Origin of the sequence: Rufibacter sp. LB8 (assembly GCF_014876185.1) — a bacterium.
Taxonomy (GTDB): domain Bacteria; phylum Bacteroidota; class Bacteroidia; order Cytophagales; family Hymenobacteraceae; genus Nibribacter.
The window spans coordinates 112,176-129,764 of record NZ_JADALJ010000001.1; the positions used below are offsets into that span (position 1 = coordinate 112,176).

The following is a 17,589-nucleotide window of genomic DNA, read 5'->3' on the forward strand; positions in this document are numbered from 1 at the left end:
CAGCATCATGAATACAACAGCGCACGTCAGGATAGCGAAAAATACATACATTTCGCCATTATTATTAACTACATAGTGGACTAGGCAATAGTTATAGACTAACCCTATAACCAGTGCCAATAGTCTCCTTATACTTAATTTATTGTCCTCACCAGACAATGAAGGTTTTACCCAATCTATTAAAGATTTCATACAATACTTTAGTTAATTAACGATATTATCAATTAGGTAAATCAATACTTGTTATTATCTGCTTTACTGAGATGCTTGGCAATGTACCGTCAGTGGCCCTTAATTTCATCAATGGGTACTGTGTCATATATTTAGCCAATGCATCAGAATATGCCATTGAATTGTTCCAAGTCTTTATGCTGTGGGTAATTGGCTGTGATTTCGTCACGTTTCCGAACATGTCAAAGCACTGCAATTCACCTGTCACCGTAGATTCATCTGCATTGTACCAGATGTAGGCAGTGTAGGCCAAACTGTGGTTAACAACCATAGGCACACCGTTTTGGTCTAGTACTGCTGTCTCTTTTGTTCCTGTCTCGTCACCAGCAAGAAACGTCCATCCTGTACTGTTGGGGTGTTGGCACCTGAAAAGTATGTCACCAGTGGTATAACCTGTGTTCAAAATATTTTGGTTATTTGAGAACCCAATATTGACGAAACTGTTAGACAATGCCTGTGTCAGAGCAAAACGGAACAAGCCTTTAAAATTCTGACGGTACGTGTAAACGTTGGCGGGATTTAGTGCCACACCAAATATCCCATTATTGTTCGCTGTCACCTTCACATATTTACCCAATACCACTTCAGCATTGGCACCAGCCGCAAAGGTGTTAGTAGTGCTAAGGGAGCCTGATGCAATACTTTGCCCGTTAATTGACAGGATTGAAATACTTGTACCCTGTGCGTATAGCTGTGAAATAAAGTTAGTTCCTATGTCAGCAAATGAATACTTATTAGAGACAGTTCCACCACCACCAGTACCACTATTAGCCTTTAAATCCGCTACATCATTCGCTATACCATCAACAGTATTAACCAAGCTATTTAAACCTGTTTGCAAACTGCCAATATCATTAGATAAATGCGCCCATGAGATAGACCAAACCGAATCATTTCCAGTAATGATGTTGTACCCTCTCCCGATTGCCACGGGGTCTGGTTCTACTCTTTTAATTCCGTTTGCAAGAAAATCCAGTGATTTACCGTCAATCTTTAAATCTGAGAATACTTCGTTAGGAAACTGGAAACGGTCTAGTTTAAATTTATCATTATCCTGCATTAATCCGTTAGTATTGGCAGTTGCCAAGGGAACATTAACAATACCATTAGAATCAATTGTTAGGTTATTACCCACCACAACACCGCCCAATGTCAGGTTGGTAGCTTTCGGCAATACATAGTCACTACCACCAGTACCACCACCGCCATTAGCTTTTAAATCTGCAACATCTTGGGCTATAACATCAACAGTAAAAGCCAAATTGTTTACATTAGTATTAATGTCAGATAGGTCATTTCCAATACCATCTACTGTATTAACTATTTCTGTTATATCAGTAGAAATAATATCAACATTGCTTACTAGAGAATCAACAGTGTAATTTAAATTATTGACAGTTGTAACGGTATCTGATATACTGTTGGATATACCGTCTACTGTGTTAACTACTTCTGATAATTCAGTACTAATTACATCTGAATTACTGGCTACACTGTCAATATAAACATTCAACTCATTTACACGGTTGTCAATACCTGAAATTTGGTTACCTAACACAGTTACTTCAGTAATAACATTACCCATGTCAATCTCTAAATTAGAGGCAAGGATAGCCGTATTATTCACTGTTGTAACTATTTCGCCAATTACAATTTGGTTATTATATGATACGTCTGTAGCAGTATTCACAGCACTGACCAATTCAGGGTCAACACTCAAAACCCCATCTGTAATACTTAGATTTTCCCCGACTTTAACACCACCCAACACCGTATCAGATGCCTCTGGCAATTCATAATCAGTTTTAATCCTGTCATTCCATTTATTGATATCTTCAATAGTGATGTTCTTAATGTGACCGCCCACCGTTGGGTCAGTCTCAGTAACTGCAATCTCAGATGCTGCTTTTTCACCGTTTACAGACGTAAGGTTGTACCCTGTCAAATCCCAAAATACATCTTCAGTAAATAACTCTAATAGAGTTAAAGAGTATGTAAAATGGATTGTAGAATAGGTGACAGAATAATCTGTTATTTTATACCTCTTACCATCAAATAAAATCTGAGTATTATAATCAAAAACCAAGAAATTATTGGCAATTACCGTAAGTCTCAACCTGTTCCTATACCCCTGCTTCAGTCTCAATAGATTCACTGGTACTAACTGCTGAAGACGTAGATTCTCTGTCCTGTTAAAGGTGTTCCAACGTGCCGTTAATTCATTCCCAACGTACAGGTTTGAGATGTCATTTTTCTGCAATCCGTCACCAACCATAACCTCTAAAGATTCATCTAAATCAATTGCCGTTGAAGGGGTGTTGGTTGCACTGAATTGTTCATCATAGGTAATTACGTCACCAGCGTCACCAACGCCACCAGAAGAGCCGAAAACAGGTATAAAAGATAGATTATCCATCCTGAATTCAATAGAGTAGAAAGGGGTAGGGGATGCCGTTCTATTTGTCAAAGTAACATGATAGTCACCACCCTCAGTATAGGGTATATCATAGGTATAATTAACCCATGTACCCAATTGCATCATTAGAGTAGTGTACCAGAACTCAACCCCGTTTTTAAACACCCTCAACTCAAACGTTACGTTGGTTATTGGTCTTGTTACATTGGTTCCATCGTAATCTATAGCCTGCAACCTACCGTCAAACGATAATTTAATTATATCATTCGCACTTCTGCTGGCAACGTCCATTAAACCAGTGGTAATTGTGCCTTTTACAGTGGAACCAAAAGGCTGGTTAATAAGAATATCTAGTGCGCCTTGGTTAATAGCTGTCTCAATACCAGTGAAAGTAAAGAATGATAAATCAGTTGTAGAGAAATCACCGTTTTCCACCAGTGATTCCTGCGTGTTCTTATTCAAGAAAGTAATGGTAGCCGTTTTCAGTGGGCGTTCTTTGGTTAATTCGTTTGATGTATCGAAAAAGTAAGAAGATAAGTCAATTGAATTGGTGTTAACTCCCACGCTCTGTTGGGTAAGGTCAGAATAGGCATAGTAATGCACTGGTGAATCAGTCTCTAATTCATTTACTATATAGATTTTATTATTCGCCTGAAACAATTTGCAGTTAAACGCCTTCAGTATTTCATTAATAACAGTTTTAGCGTCTGTTATCTCAATCTTACCATCTTTTACATCCTTGAACCTCTTGGAACTCAATGAAGCCAAGGCCAATGCATTGTCATTCACACCTACCATCAAATCAACCTCTTTGGTGTTGTTAATAATAGCAAAGTCTAACTCTAAATCAGTGTATTTAATTGAGTTCTTAATCCATGAAAGTAAAGTATAGCGACCTGAAATTTCGCCACCCTCATTATTGGTTACTTTGTACCTGTCTAATTCCGCTAATGCATCTGCAAAGGAAAGATTTATAGTATATTGGTAATCATAATATGAAGTAGTGATATTGTCAATCACTAAATAGCCTGACCAAAACAATACACCGTCAATATAATATTGCGCCTTGTAGTCTTTGTAATTACTTTGGATTAAATCTAAAAAAGGTGCTTTATCCTTGACAATAAAACTAAATGATAATTCAGAGCCTATAACAGCATCTTCTGAAGGTTTGTATTTTAGCGAAATACTGGAATTTATATACTCAATATTGGTAACATCGCCAGTATAATCCTTCTTCAGAATATTTACTTTAATGTTCTTATTAGTCTTGGTGTTATATTCTACTTTGTATTTAATATTGTAACTCAATTTGATGTTTAATTAACCTATATCTATTATTTTTGATGTATTAGAACCTGTTGCCGTTTCTCCTTTTTGTTTCTTCAATTAGGAGAATAAGACTTTCCCCACTAGTTTCAATCCTGCCAGTTACCTGAACATTATTTGATTTGCTCAATAACTGTTCTGTCTTGTTCGCTCTTGTAACATTGGCACCACTAGGTAATGATACTAGTTCTGGGCCTCTCTCTCCAACCATAGCCAAACCACCAGAAGAGATACCACCGTTTGCAAACGCTGGCATAGCACCCTTGGCAAGCATAGCACTAGCCATACTAGTTAGAGCCACTAGAGCACCACCCGCCACTATGGCACCTATGCCGCTAATGGCTAAACTCTCTAGTGCTACCTTGGCTGTACCTATTGAGATTAGGAGCTTACCAAAGTTGGAAGCAAAGTCTATAACCATCATTAGCATACCATCCAAGAAACCTTTAAAGGCTGAAGTGTCACCAGCCAATGCACCGCCAATGGCAGATGCAAAACCACCAATTGCAGAATTCAGGCTATCCCTAATGCCACTGCTTAATTCAGATGCTGCACTATTCATTCTGTCTAATAGACTTCTGGTAGCACTGTCAATAGGTTCAAATACTGATTCAACTTCTTTAGGGTCAATGCCCTTTAGCTTAACACTTAAATCAATTGGTTTTAATGCAGGTAGCTTGATTCCTGCATCTGTCTTAGTTTCTAACTTTTGAATTGAACCAGCTTTAACAGCTTTATTATATTCTTTCTGTAATTCTACCAGCGTTTTATGCTCTGCTACCTCGCCTTTTAACTGCTCCTTTACCGTTACCCTCTGTCCTGCAATTTCTTCTAATAACTCCTTAGCCTCACCTTGTTTATCTGAAATAGCCCTCTCTAATTCATTAGTTGCCTGTAAGTCCTCAAGCATGTTATTCCCCAAAGAATCCAAGGCTTTTTTGATTGCGAATTCCCTTTGGGCTAATGCAATGTTTGTATTACCTACTCTTTTTGCCAGTGCTTCAGATTGAGTGATAAATTTTATTCTCTCTGCTGCACTGTATTTATCCTCTTCTGCAATCTTGAGTTTATTGGCCTTTAATTGGGCAAGTATTTTGCCCTCTTCAACATTCCATTTTAATTTATCCTGTGCTAGTTTCTGTGCCTGTCTCTCTAATTCAATTGCTTGTTTAGCCTCTTTGGATGCTTCACCGTATTTCTTTTTAACAGCATCAACTGCAACACCTAAACCATCCATTGCCCACGCAACAGGATTAGTGGCATTCACTATATCTTTTAATGATTGACCTGCAACCGTTGCTGCTTGTTGGAATTTACCCTCAAACAATAATTTGAAGGCAGTACCGATACCTTTTAAACCGCCAATCAACTGTTGGAATTTATCAATTATAAAACCCTTAATTAAGTTACCGAATTTCTTTAAACTCTCTGTTGGATTTGAGAAGACGTTAACCAGAACTTTACCAAAATCTGCAAGTGTATCAATCACAACTTTCACCACCGCTTTTAGTCCTGCCATACCTTGAGATAATAGCTTTGAACCGTCTGAAGTTTGGGTGAAATAGGTTACTAATGCTGCCAGACCAACCACCAACAGACCAACGCCAGTACTTGCCATTGCGACTTTAAATAGATTCATGCCAGCCGTTGCATTTTTGACACCAGAAATAATACCAGTAAATGAACCAGCCATGTCACCTAAACCGCCTGTCATTTCGCTTAATTTGCTGCCAATGGTACTAGCCATATTACCAAGGCTATCCTTGATATTACTGAATCCTTGCCCTACACTTTTAGAATCTTCTTTTGCCTTGGTTGCAAATTTGTTGATTCCAGATTGCGCCTTGTCTAATCCTGTTTTTAACTCTGCTGTGTTCGCACTAATTCTTAATGAAAGGTCAGCTAAAACGCCATTATTTGCCATGTTATATTAATCTATTGTACTAATAAACGTGGGGCATAAAAAAACCTGCAATTTATAGCAGGTTCCTTTGTTTGTTTAAATATCTCTTTTCTAATTCAATGAATTTGTCTTCTGTATAGTCCTCTAGCTTGATTGTGATAACTAGTTTCTTATCCCAAGGATAGTTGATTAAATCTGATGGTTTTTTGATATTCGCTTCCTTGAACTTTACGTGTGGTGCTACTATGTAATATGTCTGAAGCCTCAATAAATCCGCATTCCTTTTATACTCTTCATAAATTATTTTATCCTGCATGTAGATGAAAGGTTCTGCCTCTTTAGGGGTCATTACCAACACATCTTTAAGATTCAATGCAGTGTAATTTACAATGTAAGCAATAAAGTAATTGACATCCTTATTAATCATTTCCAGTACATCTTCAATGTCTTCTGTTGATGCACTAGGATTGACTAGTCTTTTTTTTGGTCAGGGAAAAAATCAGGTACAACATCAATAAACTGTTTTGCCAATTCGTCAAATACGGGGTCAAATTCATCAAATTCATAACGAACTTTAAACCCTTGATTCTTTAGAGTCTTGCAACCTGCAACATAACTATAGTAGAATAGAGCAAATGCATCTTCCATGTCATCGGAAAACTCTGCAATTGATTTACCTGTTTTATTTTGAAAATTTTTAATAGCTGAAAACGAAACTGTAATAGGGATTTTAACAATAGAGTCTTCCCCATTTTCGTCAATTGATTTGTGTTCTAATATTTTTATCATATTTATATTTAATTGTTTTTATCTAATGGTAATAAAGGAACTACTGAATAACCAGTAGTTCCTGTTGGGGTTTATGGTAACGGGGCTGGTACTGTTTCTTGGATTAGTTCATCTGAACCAGAGAAAGACACTGAATAGGTCATTACTTCGCCTAAACTCCCAGATTGTGATAATGATGTTATCAAGGCATTACCTCTATAACACTTGTCACCAGTTACATCTGAAGACAGAATTAAAGACACTGGATTGTCAGAGCCTACCATTGAGGTAAAGAGTTCATGGAATTCAGTTTTACCAGCTTCAGTACCTCTCAATACCAGTGCATCAGTAGATGCCGACCAGTTTTTCATTCCACCGATTTTTTTAGACCATCCACCAGAATCAAGGGTAGTCACGTCAATTTCTTCTCTGCTAATTTCTAACGAAAATGATGTTGCTCTTGCAATTATTTTACCGTTGTATTCAATTGCTAATTCTTTGCTTTGTATTTCATTTAAAGGCATATTGTTATATTATATTTCTATAATAAACGTAATACCTGTGAATGCTTAAATCTCGGAAATAAAGCCTATAGCCCATTCATTATTGCCTATTACATCGAAATCAATTTGTAATGTGTGGTTTGCGTTGAAGTGGCTTTTGGCGTTATTGATTATAGTGATTTGCTCTGGTGTGAATCCATTTTCGTCTGATTCTAACCATCTAAAGGTTATCCATTTTTTTAGCACCTCTGATTCCTGACCAGAAGCATCTGTTATAGCCACTGATTCTAAAATGTGGTTGAAATTGAAATTAGATACCACTGGAAATAGCAATGCTATCTCTGGTGTTATGAATTCCTCTGTGATTAATCCGTACATTTTCATAATTTTTTATTGATTGTATTTAAAATAATATCCTTTAGTTTGATTTGCTTTTCCTTTTAAAACTGAATAGATATTTCCTTTATTTAAATTATACTTTCTTGCTGTATGTGATTGGCTTATTTCTACTGAAATTAATTTATTAGTTAAATAGGAATAAACTTCTATAGGTTTAATGCAATGGTCGCTATTTATCAAGCCATTTTCCCATGCGTGAACCATATTTTGCTTTGGTGTACACCATTCTAAGTTTTCAATTCTGTTATCAGTCTTTATTCCATTTTTATGATTTACAAACGGCAAATTATTTTTGTTATTTAAAAATGTGATTGCTAATAACCTGTGGATATTAAATGTTTTGTATTTGCCACCACTACTAAGCGAGATATATAAATAGCCCGTTGATTTGTTTCTTGTTGGCTTTAAAACTTTTGTTTTACCAGTTCTACTGTAATTTTTACTTCTTACTTCACCTCTATTAGATATTTCATAATTAGGGTATTGATTGATTTCTTTCCATTCTTCCATATTATCTAATACGATAAAACCAGAAGATATTGGAATTTTAATCCGTATTGTTTCATAATTATATTTATTAATCTCTTTCTATGAATGATATACCATTCATGCCAACAGTGTGAAAGTTGTTGCCTGATAAATCATCAAATGTATTATCTAATGTATAATTAACCACAAGATTTTCCTGTGGTGTTGTAATTGTAATATTCATATTATCGACTATCTGCGCTTGTGTTCTTTCTGTATTCCATATTCTGAAATCGTGAATGTCACCTATGAAATGATTTGCAAAATTTGGCAATCTCGTACCTATCACACCTGTATTTAAGTTAGGCACGTTGCTACTTAAATTCCCTCTTGTTAAATCGTTATTACTGTTTCCAGTAGTTTGCAATACGCCATTTATATAAAACAACCATTCATTGTTTTTTAACACTATCGCTGCGTGGCTCCATACATTCACCATCTGTGAAACAGTTGTGCTAGTGACACCTACAACTATATCATCACTTCTAATGCTTATTGATTCACCTTGGATTGCAGAAGTCCAGTCAGCAAACGTGATTAATAAGTATATATTATTTGCGTTTTTGAATCCTGCAATCACACGCACACTAGATGCTTTAGGTCTAATCCAGAATTCAATAGTTTGACTGTTTGTCGTATTTAACAAAGATGTTACATTGTCTATAGGTATGTAATCATTTACACCGTCAAAACTTGCTGCCGTTTTGGTTTTATATGGAAATGCTACACCATTAGTGGGAGTTGCATTGATTGAATTACCAGAATTGTCATTACCATCACCATTTAACAATAAATTCATTATTAAACCTGTCGTTGGGGTTGTTATAGACTTAGTTCTGAATGCATTAATCTCTGGTAATGTCCTTTCTGTATTCCATATTCTAAAATCGCTTAAACCACCACCATACCAGCCTGTGTCGTTTGACCTCTGACCAATAGCAGTAGCACCTAGAATCCCGAAATCCTTGAATGTTCCTTGTTTTAGGCCGTTAAAAGTAGTCTGGTTTGCATAGGTAGCCTCAACACCATCAATATATATTTTCCAGTAATTAGGTGACATTACTATTGCAATGTGTACCCAAGTAGTATGTGTGATATACGATGGTCTGGCACACATCAAGGCTGACGTGTTGCTGCTACTGCTTGTGTTAGAACAACTAACTGTCAACCATTCACTAGATACGTTGCTTGTGTAATTTCCTAACCAAATCAAGAATTCATTAGAAGAACTACCTCTGATTCCCATTACCGCCCCGCTGTCAGTACCAGTACCGTAAGCGTTGCGCATCCTGAACTCGATGGTAACAGTGTCATTGATTAATGAGTATAGTTTATCTCTATCTTCTGATGTGATATTTAGATAATCATTAACATCGTCAAAAAGTGCATATTTATTTACGATGATTAAATTCTGTAATGTCTTTGCTGAATAAAAATTAAACTTCTTTCTCCTTATTAACTGCATTTAATTAGTAATTCTTTAGTGTGACAGATGCAGTGTTAGCCGTATTCGTCTTTGTTATTTCAACCGTCAACCCGTCACCAGCAATTAATGCAAATGGCAAGGCTGTTACTGCCCCATTCTTCTTATACACTACAGCACCCACATTTACTAGTGTATTTGATGTGTAAGTAGCTGCGCTTGAAACTGTCGCTGCTATGGAAAGCTCTGTGTTGGAAGGATAGTTGAATATCAAATCTATCTCTTCTTGAATCATAGGTAGGGTATAGGTACTGCCAGCTTCTGCCGTTACACTAGAACCATCATTAGGATTAACTATGGTAACATCTGGGATAGGCACAACAGGAACCACGTAGGAGCCACCAGAAGGCACCGTTACACTAGAACCATCATTAGGGTTAGTAATGGTCACAGGTTCGGCTGGTGGTGGTATAGGCACCGTAAAAGAGCCGCCTGAAGGAATGAAGGTAGTAGAGCCGTCAGGATTCAGGATAGTAACAGGTAGGCATACAGAGGGTGTGTTAACCTCTGCATCATGGTAGACAGTGAATAGCAGTGTAAGCTGCTTGGTATTCAAGTCTGGGTCTTGGAAAATTGGTACACTTGATTTATAAACTATGTCCTTGGTGTGGATAAAGAAGGTGTTGAGTAATTCCCCTTTTACCTGTTCTGCCAAACCTATTAATGTTGCTGCATCTTGGTTGAATATCTTGACTTTTAAATCTAAAGTATTGGCATAGTTATTTACATCCAATGTATTGAATGATGCGCTTTCATTAACCTCATAAACTATTTGCGTTGAAGTTTCATCAATACCCAACGGTAATTCCAAAAAATGTACGCTATCAGTGATTGCTAAAAGTTTATTATATATTTCTTCAATTAAATTAATCACAGTCCATTCTTTTTATTCTTACGGTTTATTGTTTTGACTTCCTTGGTTAGATATTTATTCACCAATTCAGCGTAATTCTTTGTTATATATTCAAGTGCCTGTGGTGTACTCCTGTCAATGGCAGATTTTACAAATGGTTGAGGGTTCATGACACCCCTATTAAATTTCTTGTCTGTCTGTCTCTTTACAGTGCCATATTCCAGCCACCTAACATAATATGCAGTGCGTCCATCTGGGGTAACATACACACCCGTTGTGTTCTCTTTGTCACCTACCAGTATAATTGACTCTGGAATCTCACTGCCAGAAGGTGCGCTCCTGATTATCTCCTTTTGCACAATCTTTGCACCCTCAACATTAATAGCCTTCAATATTTTGGCTTGCATCTTCAAGGGTAGGTTGTCCAATATCTTTTCAATATCAGATGCACCTGTAAAATCCATTTTAATCATTTTTGAAGGCCGTTATTTTCCTGCCAGTACCGTCTAATAAATCCTGAATACTGATTATTTTAAATACATCTGAATTAAATTTGATGTAATGGTTATATGTGATGGTTGGGTAATTCCTTACTATGAATGTACCCTTGGTGGTGAACAACACCCTGTCTTCATTTGTAGCAACCGTACCAGCTTCAATGACAGCATCTGAATAGACACTATCAATATAATTTGATGTAGTTGTAGTGGCACCAATACTATCTTTAACCTTGACAGTTTCCCAAATCTCTATTTTGTGTTTTAGTTTATGGCTTAACATTGATTAGAACATTAATATTTTGCGGTAGGGCATTAGAAGCGATTCAAAGGCCGTGTTGGTGTTATATCCTGCGGTGTGGTATGAACTCCTTGTTACCTCGTATCTATCCGCTATGCGTATTAAAATAGCTTGATTGATAGCATGTACTTTTGATGTCTCATTAGTTCCAGCTTTATAGGTAATTACCAACTCAGAAGCTGTGATATTGCCACTAAATGAAATGTTGAAATTAAATTCATTGATATCTAATTCATAATCAGTAATGGCTATATTATCTGCCATGATTGATACCACCTCTTTTAAATTACCTTGCTCAATCTCAATTTCGCTAGATTCAAAGTTCTTTATTTTACTTTCCAATTCCTTGAATGCAATATTATTATCAATGAATGATTCAGCTTCAGAAGTAGCTACATTCAACAGTGTAATTAACTGCGTGTCTTCGTCTGTGTAGTTAGGGCTAATCCTTAAATGCTGTTTAATCTCATTTAATGTTATATGCAAATGCTCAATATTTTTAACTATAGTTTTCAATATATTATACCTTTGTAATCATAAACGTATAGTAGGGTTTAAAACAAAAAATGCAGCCCTTTTGGGACTGCACTTTAAGTAGATAAAAATAATTATCTTAATACTAAAGGACGTTCTGAATTGAACGGAAAGCGTAAGGATTTACTTTAGCATCTGCCATAACAGTGTAAGTAATTTTAACCTGTCCTGTTGAGGCCAAAGAATAAGGGTCAACTAGGATTTCAACACCGTCACCGAAGGTTGCAACGTGTGCATGTTTGAAGTCACCAAAGATTAATTTGTTAGCACTCAATTTAGAACCTGCGTTCACCACTGGCACACCGTCAACCATTGAGTTTTCAGCTAGGAACAATCCTGAACCAGCATCTTTCTTAAGTGTCTTCATGCCGTAGTAAAGAGACTTTCCAGCAACAAACCTAGCATTAGTGAAATCTTCAATATCTACTGAACCTTGAAGCAACATAGCATCTTCATAAGTCAATGTAGTCTTGGTAGCTCCTGAGGCTCTACCTGCCAAAGTCAAAGTAGCATCATTGATAACTTGGTTAGCCAATTCACCAGAGATAGCCCAACCAATAGCGTTTTCAACTTGCATAAGGAACTCAGCGTTGGTAGCTGTCTGGGCAAGATACTCTCTTGAAAATGTCATGGAGCCTTGAACACGTCTAGCAGATAGCGTAGCATATTTCAAGTCTTTAGCAGAATCTGCAACTGCTGCACCCTCGGCATAAAATGCCGCACCTGTCGATTTAGAGAATACCAAACCAATATTGGCCTTAGAGTTAGGGTACATGGTTACGCCCAATTTTTCAAGGATTCCACCCTCACTAACTGAAGTAAAATTGGTTACCTTATCATAATGGTCTGCATGGCTAGCCTTGGTGTAGCTTCTAAGTTCAGGGATATTGAATTTACTTACATTGCTTCTACCTTCAAGAACATCTCTCAAAGCTTTAAGAGCGTCAAAACTTCTACCTTCTTCTTTCACTTCAGCCTCAACCTCTTTTTTTACTTCTTCTTTATTCAATTCTTGTTCAGCTTCCAAAGTTTCAATTTCAACTTTCAAAGCTTCTACTAATTCTTTAGCAGTATTCCAGTCTCTCAATTCCAATTCAGTCTTCATTCTACCTTCTGTTTCTGCGAGGGTAGTAATAGCTTTCATTTTTTCAATTGTAGAGTTTCTTTGATTTTTTAGTTCTGTAATTCTTTTCATTTAGTATTTTAGTTTCTTATATAAACGTAATTTTTATTTATTTTAATTTTAATATTTCAATTTTAAATGCATCGTAATAAGTATCAAATATTTTAGGCTCTTCTACTTTGGTAAATTCATTATAACTTCTTTCAGCTACCTCTAAATCAGTGTTAGCATAAGCACCATCAACCACAACCGAAACATCATATAAACCTGAAACCTCACTGATATACCTAACTGTATCTTCGCCCTCAGTTACCCATCTTTCATTGTCTTTTGATACCGTAAAAACAAAAGAACATTCAAACAAGTCACCAGATTTAACCCTTTCATAAGTGTCATTACTAACAGTTGAGTTATTTAATGTTGCTCTGAATTTCAAACCGAATTCATCTACTGACAATTCAAGTGAATTAACGTTTTTGCTTTTATTCAAACGTGCCAAAGGTTCATTCCTGTTATGCTGGTATGTCAACACTACATCTAAATCAGAAGAAGCTAGAACGCTATCAAATGCAGAACGCTCAATTACTTCATAAAAGATTTTGCCGTTTTCAAATAGCAATTTAGAACGCTGGTTAAACACTGAAGCGTAACCCTCAATTATTTTATTACCAGATTCATCTGTTGATGCTCTGGTATTTTCGCTTTCTGTTGCCTTAAATAATATTCTCTTTTCCTTCATTTTCTTGTGTTGTATTTTGGTCTTCTACCGCTATATATTGCGCCTGTAGATAATGCTTGTCACCACCCTCAAAAGTTTCAAAGCCTTCTAATGTTGCTATCTCATTTGCAGTGATTGCGCCCATTGATTGCATTGATTTGAAATAATTGACTCTTGTAGCCATGTCAGATTCCATGTTGCCATTGAAATTAAATTCAATAGATACACCTGCATCAATTTCCATATCAGATAACAACTTATTCTCTAATTCCTGTTTAATCATTCTTGAAATAGGGGCAAGGGTGTTAGTTTTAAACGCTAGGTTGTTTTGTTCTAAGGATGCATAAGAACCACCATCTGCATTCAGGAAGTGTAGAGGCACCCCGTAGAGAGCCGAAATATCACGTTTGCTAAAGTGCATTGATTCTAGTATCTGGGCATCTTGGATTGAACCACCAGTGATTGAATTGACTTTAAAACCTGCTGGTAATACTGGAACCTTGCGTGTATTCAATGAACCAGAATATTCTTTCTTGATATTGTCAACAGCTTCTTGAACTCCTTTAGTACCGAAATTCAAAATGTCTGAAGAGATGTATTTATCAATATTCAAATTGTTTTTATAGGTTGAATTTAGCGTTGTTCTGCCATGCCAAATGTTATTCAATTCCTGATAGATAACCTCAACGGGGTTAATGCCCATGACACCAATTGATGAAATGAATCTGAGGTGTATCACGTCATCATTATGTAGAGTTTCACCATTTTTATTACCATCCTTCAACCTGTAGTAATAGAGGTTGTTACCTGTAATCTTATATCCTTTAATCTCACTGTTAGGAATGATTTCTAAACTAATAACATTGCCTTTTGAATCCCTCAAAATCTTTGCAAATGCATTGCCAGTATCTAGCATCTGCATTAACATCATTTGAATGAAATTATAGGACGTTGTGTAGGCGTTTGGTGCTGAATGCAGGAGTTTATATAGCTTGTGTTGTTTGTGTTTAACCTTGCCTTTCTCAGTGTCCTTTAAGTATACCTCTAAAGGTAGTTTAGCTAATTGCTGCGCTATAACCTTTTGACAAGTCACCAGCGTAGAGATGTATTCACCAGAATAATTTGCATTAGAGTCACCCATCAACATTTCAGGATGGAAAACAGTAATATTGTTTGTCGCTTTAGTGAATAAATTTTGTAAAATGCCCAATTTAATTAGTGTTAATTGTAGTAATTAACGTAATAGAAAGAAAGGTGAATTAGAAAACCAATTTATCTTCATTGATATCTTTCAAATAAACAGATAGACAATTAAGCATAGCCATTACACCGTCAATAGTATCACATCCTTTTTTATTTTTCATTGGCTTGACATTGCCGTTTGAATCAAAGTATAGGCGAATGTTACCAAACATCCATTTATTGAGTGCATTATCAATCAATACATCTTCATCATAAATTATTTTTTCCAGATACTTAGTTGCACCTGATAAACCACCTACACTCTGACTAACTGCCTCACACATTAACCCTTCATTTTTTAATTTTGGTGTTAATAGTGCTGCGCTCCACATGTCGTAACCAACTTTGAGAATATTATATCTTTCTGCTAAACCTGAAATTAAATCAAATATATAGTCATAGTCTATTGTCGGTGAATCTACCTCAACCAGTTCACCAGACTCAATAAATGGTGACAAATCAAACCCATTTTTTCTAACCCTGTTTTTAATGTTGTTTGTCTTGATATTAAAATTCTTGAATCTGAATTTAGGGTTAGTGTCAGTTGGTGGAAACATCAAACTAACAGAAGTAATGTCTCTGGTTGATGAAAGGTCAAACCCTAAATAGCAATCTTCACCTAATAATGAATCTTCATCATGGCTATTAACCCATACTCTATCCAATATTTCTTCCTCAATAAATACCTCATCAAGATTTGCGAAAAACATGTTGAGATTAAGTGTAATGAAGTTGATTAAACTTGATTTACTATATCTCTTTTGCTCGTATAAATCAGTTAATTCTTTAAGCCTTATAATCTTTGGATTAGATAATGATGGGTTTGCCTTTATCTACGTTGAAGGGTCATTTATTTCTTCAATTGAATCTAGGCCAAACATCATTATAAATATATTTTCGTCTTCCTTCTCTTGCCTCAACACCTTTTTTAAGTGTTGCTCATAATCAAACTGAAAATGTCCATTAAGTAAAAAACCTCTGGTTGAAGTCATTGACATTAACGGGCTTTTAATGCCTATCTGACCTGACTTTAACATGTCTGGCAGTTGGCTATCATTGAATAAATGTGTCTCGTCTAACAGTGCGAAATTTGGCCTAATTGAGTTAAGCTTTTCAGGGTCACCAGTTGAAGATTTAATAAAAGAGTTGGTTTTGCTAGTCTTGTATCTTAGACTATAGAATAGATTCCTGATTCTCTTCTTTAATGCTGCTGAATTGCTAACTAAGTCCTTTGTAATCTTGAGAGAGTTGTTAGCTAGTTCTCTAGTATCACTGATTAGGTATACCTGCGCATCTAGCGCATTGTCACCAGCCAAATGATAAAGAGCCTGTATACATGCCAAGGTGCTCTTACCTGCCTTCCTAGCGATTGAAAGAAAGGACGTGGTGAAACGTCTATCTTCAGTGTCAGTGTAGTAGAAGCCGTAAATATTGGCAAGGTAGAAGACCTGAAAGGGTTCTGGTTGAAAGGTGGTGTACTGGTTATCCTGATTGATTTTGATGTATGAGAGAAAGTAAAAGAACTTGTCTAGCTTGTCTAACCTGAATGTATAGATAGGGTTGAGCCTGTCTCTTTTATAGCGTTCAACAGCAAGTTTGATATCTTGGTTAGTCAGGATAGTACCATCAATAACACCTGTTACATAGTGTTCTAATTTAGCTAGTTGGGCATCAATATATTTTCTTTGTTCGTCTTTCAATTAAGGTTAAATATTGCTTCAATTCTTATTGTAATTCAGGTAATCAAAACCATCTTCATCATTCTCATTTCCTTCATTCAGTAACTTAAATATTAAGCTGTCATGTACTGATAACCCCATCTGTTTGCTAATGCTTTGGATGTTCTTTAATGATTCATTCTTGGTAGTTACATTGGGATTTTTAACACGAAATGTACCATCTCCATTTCCAGCCACTGTAAGACCTTCAACACTGATAGCTGTGACCGCCTGTAGATAGATTCTATACTCAGTTACAAACATTTCAATTAGATAGCTGAATGCATCAATATTATACCCCTTTTCAGTCAAATATATTTCTATCTGTTTGCGTATCAGTTTGCCTTTTTTTTCGGTGTTGTCTTTCATTTATTAGCTATTTATAGGGGGTACCCCCCTTGTGGCCGATTTAGTGAGAGCGAGAGGGGTGCATGGTTTGAAGGGAGGCGTTTTTTGAAATTACTAACGCCCCCCTGTGAATATATTAACGAAAATAAATTATTTTTTAATTTGGAATGTTAACTGGTGCTAATCCTAAATTAATTAAGGCCATGTCGTAGGCTCTAGCTGCCTCAACCTCTGTTTTAAATGTCCCTAAATGTTTTGATTTTTTATCAACCATTATAGACGCTTTGATATAATTGTAGGTGCTGCATATACAAACACCAATATATTTAGATGTTGTGTTGCCGTTCTTTTTATTTACTCTATTTTGCTGGTTCTCTCTTACTGTAACCCATCTGAGGTTTTCTAATCTATTGTCTGTCTTGACACCTGATAAATGGTCACATAAACTCTTACCCTCAATAGGTTCTGAAAAATTATTTAAAACAAGATTGTGTACCTTAAATGTCTTTCCTTTTTTATCTTGATATAATGTAACTGTTAAATATCCAGTACCATCAACAGTTTGTCTTAATTCTTTTTCCTTATTGAATTTTAAACTCTTAACTCTTCCTAGGTTGCTAACTTGATATTCGCCATTGAAGCCTTTTATATTTTTCCAAAATTCTATTTGATTCATTATTCGTATTCATATCTTT

General features: G+C 36.0%; 19 protein-coding genes. All 19 read right to left on the minus strand.

All coding sequences use genetic code 11. From position 1 onward, the window contains the following. Positions 1 to 220: 220 nt before the first annotated feature. The 19 genes from IMY23_RS00500 to IMY23_RS00590 all read right to left on the minus strand — a co-directional run bounded on the left by IMY23_RS00500 (position 221) and on the right by IMY23_RS00590 (position 17,570). The gene (locus IMY23_RS00500) at positions 221 to 3,958 is read right to left on the minus strand and encodes a methyl-accepting chemotaxis protein (RefSeq protein WP_192820167.1); all 3,738 of its coding nucleotides are present in this window, start codon (positions 3,956 to 3,958) and stop codon (positions 221 to 223) included. Positions 3,959 to 3,998: 40 nt separating this feature from the next. Further along, the gene (locus IMY23_RS00505; RefSeq protein ID WP_192820168.1) at positions 3,999 to 5,900 is read right to left on the minus strand and encodes a hypothetical protein; all 1,902 of its coding nucleotides are present in this window, start codon (positions 5,898 to 5,900) and stop codon (positions 3,999 to 4,001) included. 52 nt (positions 5,901 to 5,952) lie between these two features. Next, positions 5,953 to 6,306, minus strand: a complete 354-nt coding sequence (locus tag IMY23_RS00510) for a hypothetical protein (RefSeq protein WP_192820169.1) — start codon at positions 6,304 to 6,306, stop codon at positions 5,953 to 5,955. A gap of 44 nt (positions 6,307 to 6,350) precedes the next feature. After that, positions 6,351 to 6,668 (minus strand): hypothetical protein, encoded by a 318-nt coding sequence (locus IMY23_RS00515; protein ID WP_192820170.1) that lies wholly within the window; start codon positions 6,666 to 6,668, stop codon positions 6,351 to 6,353. 71 nt (positions 6,669 to 6,739) lie between these two features. Next, a complete protein-coding gene (locus IMY23_RS00520; RefSeq protein ID WP_192820171.1) occupies positions 6,740 to 7,171 on the minus strand; it encodes a phage tail tube protein in 432 nt (143 codons plus the stop codon). Between the two features lie 45 nt (positions 7,172 to 7,216). After that, positions 7,217 to 7,528 (minus strand): hypothetical protein, encoded by a 312-nt coding sequence (locus tag IMY23_RS00525; RefSeq protein ID WP_192820172.1) that lies wholly within the window; start codon positions 7,526 to 7,528, stop codon positions 7,217 to 7,219. Between the two features lie 12 nt (positions 7,529 to 7,540). After that, complete coding sequence (locus IMY23_RS00530; RefSeq protein ID WP_192820173.1) at positions 7,541 to 8,059, minus strand: NUMOD4 domain-containing protein; 519 nt, start codon at positions 8,057 to 8,059, stop codon at positions 7,541 to 7,543. Positions 8,060 to 8,126: 67 nt separating this feature from the next. Next, positions 8,127 to 9,542, minus strand: a complete 1,416-nt coding sequence (locus IMY23_RS00535) for a LamG-like jellyroll fold domain-containing protein (RefSeq protein WP_192820174.1) — start codon at positions 9,540 to 9,542, stop codon at positions 8,127 to 8,129. 4 nt (positions 9,543 to 9,546) lie between these two features. Next, the gene (locus IMY23_RS00540; RefSeq protein WP_192820175.1) at positions 9,547 to 10,434 is read right to left on the minus strand and encodes a hypothetical protein; all 888 of its coding nucleotides are present in this window, start codon (positions 10,432 to 10,434) and stop codon (positions 9,547 to 9,549) included. Then, positions 10,431 to 10,886, minus strand: a complete 456-nt coding sequence (locus tag IMY23_RS00545; RefSeq protein ID WP_192820176.1) for an HK97-gp10 family putative phage morphogenesis protein — start codon at positions 10,884 to 10,886, stop codon at positions 10,431 to 10,433. The genes IMY23_RS00540 and IMY23_RS00545 overlap by 4 nt, the downstream gene beginning before the upstream one ends. Next, positions 10,879 to 11,193: a head-tail adaptor protein gene (locus tag IMY23_RS00550; protein ID WP_192820177.1), complete on the minus strand. Its 315-nt coding sequence runs from the start codon at positions 11,191 to 11,193 to the stop codon at positions 10,879 to 10,881. Before IMY23_RS00550 ends, IMY23_RS00545 begins: the two co-directional genes overlap by 8 nt. A gap of 3 nt (positions 11,194 to 11,196) precedes the next feature. Further along, a complete protein-coding gene (locus IMY23_RS00555) occupies positions 11,197 to 11,727 on the minus strand; it encodes a head-tail connector protein (protein ID WP_192820178.1) in 531 nt (176 codons plus the stop codon). 103 nt (positions 11,728 to 11,830) lie between these two features. After that, entirely contained in the window at positions 11,831 to 12,940 is a 1,110-nt protein-coding gene (locus IMY23_RS00560) for a phage major capsid protein (protein ID WP_192820179.1), read from the minus strand. Between the two features lie 37 nt (positions 12,941 to 12,977). After that, positions 12,978 to 13,607: an HK97 family phage prohead protease gene (locus tag IMY23_RS00565; RefSeq protein WP_192820180.1), complete on the minus strand. Its 630-nt coding sequence runs from the start codon at positions 13,605 to 13,607 to the stop codon at positions 12,978 to 12,980. Further along, positions 13,582 to 14,796 (minus strand): phage portal protein, encoded by a 1,215-nt coding sequence (locus tag IMY23_RS00570; RefSeq protein WP_192820181.1) that lies wholly within the window; start codon positions 14,794 to 14,796, stop codon positions 13,582 to 13,584. The genes IMY23_RS00565 and IMY23_RS00570 overlap by 26 nt, the downstream gene beginning before the upstream one ends. 49 nt (positions 14,797 to 14,845) lie before the next feature. Continuing rightward, the gene (locus IMY23_RS20235) at positions 14,846 to 15,661 is read right to left on the minus strand and encodes a terminase TerL endonuclease subunit (RefSeq protein ID WP_192823637.1); all 816 of its coding nucleotides are present in this window, start codon (positions 15,659 to 15,661) and stop codon (positions 14,846 to 14,848) included. Next, complete coding sequence (locus tag IMY23_RS20240) at positions 15,662 to 16,528, minus strand: terminase large subunit domain-containing protein (RefSeq protein WP_192820182.1); 867 nt, start codon at positions 16,526 to 16,528, stop codon at positions 15,662 to 15,664. Between the two features lie 18 nt (positions 16,529 to 16,546). Further along, the gene (locus tag IMY23_RS00585; protein ID WP_192820183.1) at positions 16,547 to 16,915 is read right to left on the minus strand and encodes a P27 family phage terminase small subunit; all 369 of its coding nucleotides are present in this window, start codon (positions 16,913 to 16,915) and stop codon (positions 16,547 to 16,549) included. A gap of 136 nt (positions 16,916 to 17,051) precedes the next feature. Then, the gene (locus tag IMY23_RS00590) at positions 17,052 to 17,570 is read right to left on the minus strand and encodes an NUMOD4 domain-containing protein (protein ID WP_192820184.1); all 519 of its coding nucleotides are present in this window, start codon (positions 17,568 to 17,570) and stop codon (positions 17,052 to 17,054) included. Between the last annotated feature and the right edge of the window lie 19 nt (positions 17,571 to 17,589).